Genomic DNA, 7,608 nt, shown 5'->3' on the forward strand with positions numbered 1-7,608 from the left:
TTCTTCCTCAGGATTGGCATACTGATTTTGAAAAATATCAAATCCTTTAACCAATTCTTGCGCTTTTTCATAGAATTCCATACCACGACGGGTCAAGAAAGTCCCTGAGCTGGTCCGACGGAAAATCTTAAAGCCCAACTCTTTTTCCAAATCACGAACAGAAATAGACAGACTTGGCTGACTAACATACATCTTTTCAGCAGCTTCACGGAAAGTACCACTATTGGCAATGGCAACAACATAGCGTAATTGTTGAATGTTCATCTTCTACCCCCAACTTCTTTATCTTTTCATTATACCATATTTTAGAAGTTTTCCATCGAAGAAAAATAATGTCACTCATAAAATTCATCTACACTAAGAATGAAAAAATCATGGGTAGCAAAACAAAAAAGCAGGCTCTCCGAAAACTCGGAAAGCCTTATTTAATGCTACTTCTAGCTTCCTCGCCTTTATATTTCAAGGCTCGGGATAAAAAGGTTCACTGGACCTTTTTATTTTGCGATTGGGTAAACAGAAACTTGTTTTTTATCGCGTCCTTTACGTTCAAAGCGTACTACGCCTTCAACTTTAGCGAACAAAGTATCGTCTCCACCACGTCCAACGTTTACACCTGGGTAGATGTGTGTACCACGTTGACGGTAAAGGATTGATCCACCTGTTACAGTTTGTCCGTCAGCTGCTTTAGCTCCAAGACGTTTCGCTTGTGAATCACGTCCGTTTGATGTAGAACCTCCACCTTTTTTGTGGGCGAAAAGTTGCAAGTTGTTAAGAGTCATTTTTAACATAATGTTTTCCTCCGTGTTAGTTTTCTGTGATAACTCTGGTTTGGACGAACTCAGAAGAGTTCTCCGATAAGTTTGCCATACCTAAGAAAAATGATTCAAAGAATAACTGGGTCATTTCTCTCTGGTGTGAAGGAAGATCTTTTGGTATTTCAACCATCAGATAGCCACCTTCATCTTCGTTTAATTCTAGGATTGGTTCATAGCCTGCAAATTTCTCAATAGAATTGATAAAGTTAATGGCAAGCGTAGAAACCGATGCACACACGACATCAAAGCCGTATTCGCCACTCTCGGCGTGTCCAGTAATTTCCGCACTCCTCAGCTCGCCATCTTCGGCTCTCTCAAAGACTGCCTGTATCATGTGTTCTCCTTAAAATTAAGCGTTGATTGCGTTGATGACAACTTTTGTATATGGTTGACGGTGACCTTGTTTACGGTGGCTACCTTTTTTAGGTTTGTACTTGTAAGTAACAACTTTCTTTTGTTTTCCTTGTTTTTCAACAGTTCCAACTACAGTAGCTCCAGCAACAAGTGGAGTTCCGACAACAGTGTTTTCACCACCAACAAGAACAACTTCGTTAAAAGTAACTTCTTGACCAGCTTCAACGTTCAATTTTTCAACGTAAACTGCTTGACCAACTTCAACTTTAACTTGTTTTCCGCCAGTTTTGATAATTGCGTATGTGCTCATTATGCACCTCCTATGATTTTTATGGGTTTCCCCGAATTTTTTGTGAAGACTCGCCTAGCATCGTGGGACGAACCACTTAAACTTGAATAATCAAACAACGATGTTCGTGCGGTTGCACAGGATCGTGCATAGTCAACTCTTCAAGTATAGCATATCTCCTATTTTCTTACAAGTAATAACACCTAAAATCAAGCTTTTTCTTTTACTTTTTTCTGCCAAGATGCAAAAAGCATGCTGAGGTAAAAAATACTCATCATAATAGGAACACCAAGGATGGTCTTTTCATGATAGAAAATCGTCAAATAGGCTGAAAAGACAACGCCAAGGACAAAACTACTAAGCAGGCTAACAAATATGAATCCTTCACGCAAAAAAGGTGTGTGCTTGGTTCGGAAATAATCTCCAAAAGCCAGCATGGTCCGCTTGATATTCCCTGTCATAAAAGCGTTATTATAGGCAATACCCGACACTTCTCCAAAAGCAGTTGTCACCAATCCCATACAGAAGGCCAAGGGAGGTACTAGATAGATATTATCTACAGTCTGCGGCACAAAACCAATAATGATTGATAAGATTGCTAAAGGAAGCAATGACAAAATTGGCTTTTTCACAATTCTCAATTTTTCCTTATAAATTGTTAATAGAAAGACCCCCATCATAAAAGCTAACAAGGTGAGAACCTTGTCCCTAACATCTGAAACATTATTTTGAATTAATTCTACTGAAAGAAAGACGACATTCCCAGTTTGTCCAGCTACAAGAGTATTCCCTCGCAAAATAAACGTATAGGCATCTACATAACCTGCACAAAAAGTCAAAAAAAGCGCTAGCCTCTTAGACTGACGTGATATTTTTCTTATAGGTAATAACCTCATTTTCCCTCCCATTTCATTTACTCATCTCATTATTGTACCACTTTCTTTGGAAAAGACCTAGTAGCTTATTTGAAATTTTTTCCCCTCTGTTGGATAGTCCTGTCTATCTATGTTATAATGAAAGAAGGATTTGAAATTGGAAAAGGAGTAACTATGCTTAAATTAGGTGTCATCGGAACAGGGGCTATCAGCCACCACTTCATAGAAGCAGCCCATTCCAGTGGAGAATACAAGCTGGTCGCAGTCTATTCTAGAAAACTAAAAACTGCGACTACCTTTGCTTCTTGCTATCAGAATATCCAACTCTTTGATCAGTTAGAAGACTTCTTCAAGAGCTCCTTTGATGTGGTCTATATTGCCAGTCCAAATTCCTTACATTTTGCTCAGGCAAAAGCTGCCTTGTCTGCAGGTAAACACGTCATTCTTGAAAAACCAGCTGTCACTCAGCCACAAGAATGGCTAGATTTGAGACATACAGCTGAGAAAAATCACTGTTTTATATTCGAAGCAGCTCGCAATTACCATGAAAAAGCTTTTATAACTATCAAAAACTTTTTAGCAGACAAGCAAATTTTAGGGGCAGATTTCAACTATGCCAAGTATTCTTCCAAAATGCCTAACTTGTTGGCTGGACAGATACCAAATGTCTTTTCAGATCGTTTTGCTGGTGGAGCGCTTATGGATTTGGGGATTTATCCTCTCTACGCTGCCGTTCGTCTCTTTGGAAAGGCTCAGGACGCAACCTATCAGGGGCAACAGCTTGACAATAGCATTGACCTAAATGGTGACGGAATCCTCTTCTACCCAGACTTTCAAGTTCACATCAAGGCTGGAAAAAACATCACTTCCAATCTCCCTTGCGAGATTTATACGACAGATGGTACCTTGACCCTCAACACCATCGAACATGTCAGCTCAGCTATTTTTACCGACCATCAAGGCAATCAAGTCCAACTCCCTATCCAACAGACTCCTCATACGATGACTGAGGAAGTCGCTGCATTTGCACACATGATCCAGCAACCAGATCTGAATCTCTACCAAATTTGGCTGGAAGATGCAAGTTCAGTTCATGAGCTACTATATACTATGCGCCAGACTGCTGGCATTAGATTTGAGGCAGAAAAATGAAAACCAAACTACCGACTGAATGGCAAGAACTGAGTGACCAACTCGATTTCCAAGAATTCACTCCCATTCAAACCCAACTATTTGAGCCCCTTCTTGCTGGAGAAAACCTCCTAGGAGTGAGCCCTACAGGAACTGGTAAGACCCTAGCTTACCTTCTACCAAGTCTTCTCAGACTACAAAAGAAAAAAGCCCAACAACTCTTGATTCTAGCACCAAATACTGAGCTTGCTGGACAGATTTTTGAAGTGTGTAAAACATGGGCTGAAGCTATCGGCTTAACTGCCCAACTCTTCTTATCAGGTTCGAGTCAGAAGCGCCAAATTGAACGTCTTAAAAAAGGACCAGAAATTCTGATTGGAACACCTGGCCGTATCTTTGAGTTGATTAAATTGAAAAAAATCAAGATGATGAATGTGGAAACCATCATCCTGGATGAATTCGACCAATTGCTAGATGATTCTCAGATACACTTTGTCGAGAAAATTACTCACTACGCACCTCGTGACCACCAACTTGTCTATATGAGTGCGACAACCAAGTTTGACCAAAAGAAGATTGCGCCTAACACACGTACAATTGATCTCTCTGACCAAAAATTGGACAACATCCAGCACTTCTACATGCAGGTAGATCAACGTCACCGAGTGGATATGCTACGAAAACTGGCTCATGTAGAGGATTTCCGAGGTCTTGTCTTCTTTAACAGCCTATCAGACCTTGGAAGTGCAGAAGAAAAACTACAGTATCGGGATATCTTGGCTGTTTCCCTCGCTAGTGATGTCAATGTCAAGTTCAGAAAAGTCATCTTAGAAAAGTTTAAAGACAAGCAACTAACCCTACTTCTCGCAACAGACCTTCTGGCTCGTGGAATTGATATCGATAGCCTCGAATGTGTCGTAAACTTTGATGTTCCTAGAGATAGCGAAACCTACACTCACCGTGCTGGCCGTACTGGTCGTATGGGCAAGGAAGGTTACGTTATCACTCTCGTCACTCATCCAGAAGAAATCAAAAAACTTAAGAAGTTTGCAAGTGTACGAGAAATTGTCCTAAAAAATCAAGAACTCTATGTAAAATAAAGCCCTCATTGAGGCTGGGCAAAAAGTCTTTAAAATCAAAAACGCATAATATCAGGTATTGAACCTTGATATTATGCGTTTTATTGTGGGAAATTTTACTTCATTTTCTCCTAAAATTGAGTTTTTATCTAGCCTCTTTTTTGTAAAACTACATAAGATTCGTAGTAAAAAAACTCTCCAACTATTTTATTATACCATATAAATTAATAAATAAATAGACTTGTTTTTTTATTTTTTTGACGTATACTAATAATAGAAAACGCTTAAAATTAAATAAAAGGAGATTTTATGAGGAAAGTAAATAAGGACATTTTATTCTTAACCGGAATCATAGTTTTATGTTTTGGTTTTTTATTATTTCACATCAACCCCTATTATGCTGGACCCGATGAGACACTGAAAGGAAGAATAAATTTATTCTTTTGGCAGCTATATTGGAGACCTATAGGAACTCTCAGTATCCTTTCGGGTTGCATTATGACTTTCAAAGGATTGAAAAAATAATCTTTTGATCATGAAGAATAGACATTTTTTTATGATTAAATTGAAATTATTGTTTTTCTCTGTTCTATCAAATCTATTTTTCTTAGTCACAACATCTACGGTTTTTGCTGATGTCTATCCTTGCACAAATTATGAAATTGTATCTAATCGTGTTGTAAAAGATATCAACACAGGAGAGTTATTGTCATTTTATACGACTGAACTTAGAGACGCCTATTTAGAGTCTAAATCTACGTATCAGACTCGTTCTAATGCAACTGGTGTTGCAGACTATAGAACTAGCTCCTCTCACTCTTATAAGAGCAGCGCTACATCAGGATCTCTAAGTTCAACTGCTTATGGTGGAAAAGCTGGAGCTACCCTAACTTTAAGTGCAGCTGTTAGCTTTTCTGCTCCTGAGTCTGGATTTTGACTTAGTTTAAATCACTCAGTATCCCATAACGTACCACCCTACACTTATGGTTACATCAGGCTAAAAGCATCTTACATAGTAAATGTTCGTAAACTAGAAGTTAGATACTTAGGAACTAACAAATGGGTTCCAGCTGGTGAAACCTCTACTATATCGAATATTAGTGTTTGGAGCGAACTAGTCACTTGAAAATAACTTATTAGATGGATCTGGACTTTATCAGGTCTATCTTTTTATTTTTTTAAAAAAAGAACCTTGCAAAGCAAGATTCTTTTAGTGTCTGACTTAAATAATTGTTCTTCTGGGAACTAAATCGAATTAAGCTTCGATTTCTGTAACCATACCTGAACCAACAGTACGTCCACCCTCACGGATAGAGAATGTAGTACCTTGTTCTACGGCGATTGGGTGGATCAACTCAACGTCGATTGTCACGTTATCACCAGGCATTACCATTTCAGTACCTGCTGGAAGTTCGATTGAACCTGTAACGTCAGTAGTACGGAAGTAGAATTGTGGACGGTAGTTGTTGAAGAATGGAGTGTGACGTCCACCTTCTTCTTTAGTAAGGATGTAAACTTCACCTTTGAATTTAGTGTGTGGGTTGATTGAACCTGGTTTAGCGATAACTTGTCCACGTTCGATTTCGTCACGTTGAACACCACGAAGAAGGACACCTACGTTATCTCCGGCAAGACCTTCGTCAAGTTGTTTACGGAACATTTCAACACCAGTAACAACTGCTTTTTGAGTTTCTTCTTTGATACCAACGATTTCGATTTCGTCGTTGACTTTAACGATACCACGGTCGATACGTCCTGAAGCAACTGTACCACGTCCAGTGATTGAGAATACGTCTTCGACTGGAAGAAGCAATGGTTTGTCAGTGTCACGTTCTGGTTCTGGGATGTACTCATCAACTGTGTTCATCAATTCCATAACGATGTCTTCGTATTTAGTGTCACCTTCAAGGGCTTTAAGAGCTGAACCTTGGATAACTGGAAGATCGTCACCTGGGAAGTCGTATTCTGACAATAGGTCACGGATTTCCATTTCAACCAATTCAAGCAATTCTTCGTCGTCAACTAAGTCAACTTTGTTCATGAAGACGATAAGGTGTTTAACACCAACCTGACGTGAAAGAAGGATGTGCTCACGAGTTTGTGGCATTGGTCCGTCAGTTGAAGCTACTACAAGGATAGCTCCGTCCATTTGAGCGGCACCAGTGATCATGTTTTTAACGTAGTCCGCGTGTCCTGGAGCGTCGATGTGAGCGTAGTGACGTTTTTCAGTTTCGTACTCAACGTGCGCAGTGTTGATTGTGATACCGCGTTCGCGTTCTTCTGGAGCAGCATCGATAGACGCATAGTCTTTAGGTTGGTTAACTGATGAAGGCAAGCGACGTGCCAAAACAGTTGTGATAGCTGCAGTTAGGGTAGTTTTACCGTGGTCAACGTGTCCGATAGTACCAATGTTAACGTGTGGTTTACTACGATCGTATTTTTCTTTTGCCATTTGAGTAAAAGCCTCCAATAAAATATATTTTATAGATAGACAGTAGGCAATACAGTCTAACTTTCCTTACTATTTTATCAAATTTCGGCTAAATTGCAAGTGTTTTACAAAGTTTTTGTGAATTATTCTTAATCTGCTAATCTAAACGGTATTTCTACTCCTATCACTTCTTTAATGAAAAAGAAAAATCAGGAATTTCCTGACTTTTACTTAGCTAATTCTCTTTCTCGTTCTTTCATTATTTTATGGTTTTCATACAAACGTGACAAAAACTTAGAAATTTCTTTTAAGATAGAATAGGTTGGTACTGCGACAATCATGCCAATGACACCATATATATTACTTGATAACAAAAGTAATACTAAAATCGTAATTGGATGAACCTTCATCACTCCACCAACGATTCGAGGGTAGAGGATGTTTCCATCCACTTGTTGAATGATCAGCATATAAACAACTGCAATCAGCATTCTATGGGGATCAGTAAAGACATTGGCGATAATCATCGGAATCAGACCAATACTAGGGCCTACATAAGGAATGAGATTGGCTAACCCTGAAAAGATAGCGAAGACCAAAGCATATTTCAAACCGATTACGCTATATCCGATAA

General features: G+C 39.1%; 10 protein-coding genes, 1 pseudogene and 1 other annotated feature. Of the genes and pseudogenes, 4 read left to right on the forward strand and 7 right to left on the reverse strand.

The features are described from left to right. Nucleotides 1-264: LysR family transcriptional regulator (locus ACLNCN_RS02200; protein ID WP_424844534.1), on the reverse strand; the 264-nt coding region annotated here is incomplete at its 3' end. On the opposite strand from ACLNCN_RS02200, the pseudogene ACLNCN_RS02205 reads away from it, so the two are divergent. After that, a pseudogene (locus tag ACLNCN_RS02205) lies at nt 257-328 on the forward strand (AraC family transcriptional regulator); the annotation flags it as partial. The gene ACLNCN_RS02200 and the pseudogene ACLNCN_RS02205 sit on opposite strands and share 8 nt — an antisense overlap. 166 nt (nt 329-494) lie before the next feature. On the opposite strand, the gene rpmA reads toward ACLNCN_RS02205, so the two are convergent. The 4 genes from rpmA to ACLNCN_RS02225 form a co-directional block, all read right to left on the reverse strand. Then, the gene (gene rpmA, locus ACLNCN_RS02210; RefSeq protein ID WP_000916509.1) at nt 495-788 is read right to left on the reverse strand and encodes a 50S ribosomal protein L27; all 294 of its coding nucleotides are present in this window, start codon (nt 786-788) and stop codon (nt 495-497) included. A 16-nt stretch (nt 789-804) separates the two neighbouring features. After that, a complete protein-coding gene (locus ACLNCN_RS02215; RefSeq protein WP_000613694.1) occupies nt 805-1,149 on the reverse strand; it encodes a ribosomal-processing cysteine protease Prp in 345 nt (114 codons plus the stop codon). Nucleotides 1,150-1,164: 15 nt separating this feature from the next. After that, nucleotides 1,165-1,479, reverse strand: coding sequence for a 50S ribosomal protein L21 (rplU, locus tag ACLNCN_RS02220; protein WP_000109141.1), 315 nt, complete (start codon nt 1,477-1,479; stop codon nt 1,165-1,167). Between the two features lie 36 nt (nt 1,480-1,515). Continuing rightward, nucleotides 1,516-1,603: a sequence feature (ribosomal protein L21 leader region), on the reverse strand. A 64-nt stretch (nt 1,604-1,667) separates the two neighbouring features. Next, the gene (locus tag ACLNCN_RS02225; RefSeq protein WP_153210530.1) at nt 1,668-2,366 is read right to left on the reverse strand and encodes a YoaK family protein; all 699 of its coding nucleotides are present in this window, start codon (nt 2,364-2,366) and stop codon (nt 1,668-1,670) included. Nucleotides 2,367-2,507: 141 nt separating this feature from the next. Here ACLNCN_RS02225 and ACLNCN_RS02230 point away from each other — a divergent pair, with 141 nt between their 5' ends. From ACLNCN_RS02230 to ACLNCN_RS02240, 3 genes are all read left to right on the forward strand, one after another. Beyond that, nucleotides 2,508-3,485 carry a Gfo/Idh/MocA family protein gene (locus ACLNCN_RS02230; RefSeq protein ID WP_084926439.1) on the forward strand — a complete coding sequence of 326 codons (978 nt, stop codon included), beginning with the start codon at nt 2,508-2,510 and terminating at the stop codon, nt 3,483-3,485. Beyond that, nucleotides 3,482-4,564 (forward strand): DEAD/DEAH box helicase, encoded by a 1,083-nt coding sequence (locus tag ACLNCN_RS02235; RefSeq protein ID WP_084926440.1) that lies wholly within the window; start codon nt 3,482-3,484, stop codon nt 4,562-4,564. The genes ACLNCN_RS02230 and ACLNCN_RS02235 overlap by 4 nt, the downstream gene beginning before the upstream one ends. Before the next feature lie 535 nt (nt 4,565-5,099). After that, complete coding sequence (locus ACLNCN_RS02240) at nt 5,100-5,480, forward strand: hypothetical protein (RefSeq protein WP_223330095.1); 381 nt, start codon at nt 5,100-5,102, stop codon at nt 5,478-5,480. Nucleotides 5,481-5,798: 318 nt separating this feature from the next. Here ACLNCN_RS02240 and tuf read toward each other — a convergent pair whose 3' ends face one another. Both tuf and ACLNCN_RS02250 read right to left on the reverse strand, forming a co-directional pair. Then, nucleotides 5,799-6,995, reverse strand: a complete 1,197-nt coding sequence (gene tuf / locus ACLNCN_RS02245; RefSeq protein WP_001040726.1) for an elongation factor Tu — start codon at nt 6,993-6,995, stop codon at nt 5,799-5,801. 206 nt (nt 6,996-7,201) lie between these two features. After that, nucleotides 7,202-7,608: AI-2E family transporter (locus ACLNCN_RS02250; RefSeq protein ID WP_424844535.1), on the reverse strand; the 407-nt coding region annotated here is incomplete at its 5' end.

Source organism: Streptococcus sp. CL8.13 (assembly GCF_049737895.1).

Coding starts and splice junctions, on each gene's coding strand:
- rpmA (WP_000916509.1), bottom strand. CDS start 788: ATGTTAAAAATGACTCTTAACAACTTGCAACTTTTCGCCCACAAAAAA.
- ACLNCN_RS02215 (WP_000613694.1), bottom strand. CDS start 1,149: ATGATACAGGCAGTCTTTGAGAGAGCCGAAGATGGCGAGCTGAGGAGT.
- rplU (WP_000109141.1), bottom strand. CDS start 1,479: ATGAGCACATACGCAATTATCAAAACTGGCGGAAAACAAGTTAAAGTT.
- ACLNCN_RS02225 (WP_153210530.1), bottom strand. CDS start 2,366: ATGGGAGGGAAAATGAGGTTATTACCTATAAGAAAAATATCACGTCAG.
- ACLNCN_RS02230 (WP_084926439.1), top strand. CDS start 2,508: ATGCTTAAATTAGGTGTCATCGGAACAGGGGCTATCAGCCACCACTTC.
- ACLNCN_RS02235 (WP_084926440.1), top strand. CDS start 3,482: ATGAAAACCAAACTACCGACTGAATGGCAAGAACTGAGTGACCAACTC.
- ACLNCN_RS02240 (WP_223330095.1), top strand. CDS start 5,100: ATGATTAAATTGAAATTATTGTTTTTCTCTGTTCTATCAAATCTATTT.
- tuf (WP_001040726.1), bottom strand. CDS start 6,995: ATGGCAAAAGAAAAATACGATCGTAGTAAACCACACGTTAACATTGGT.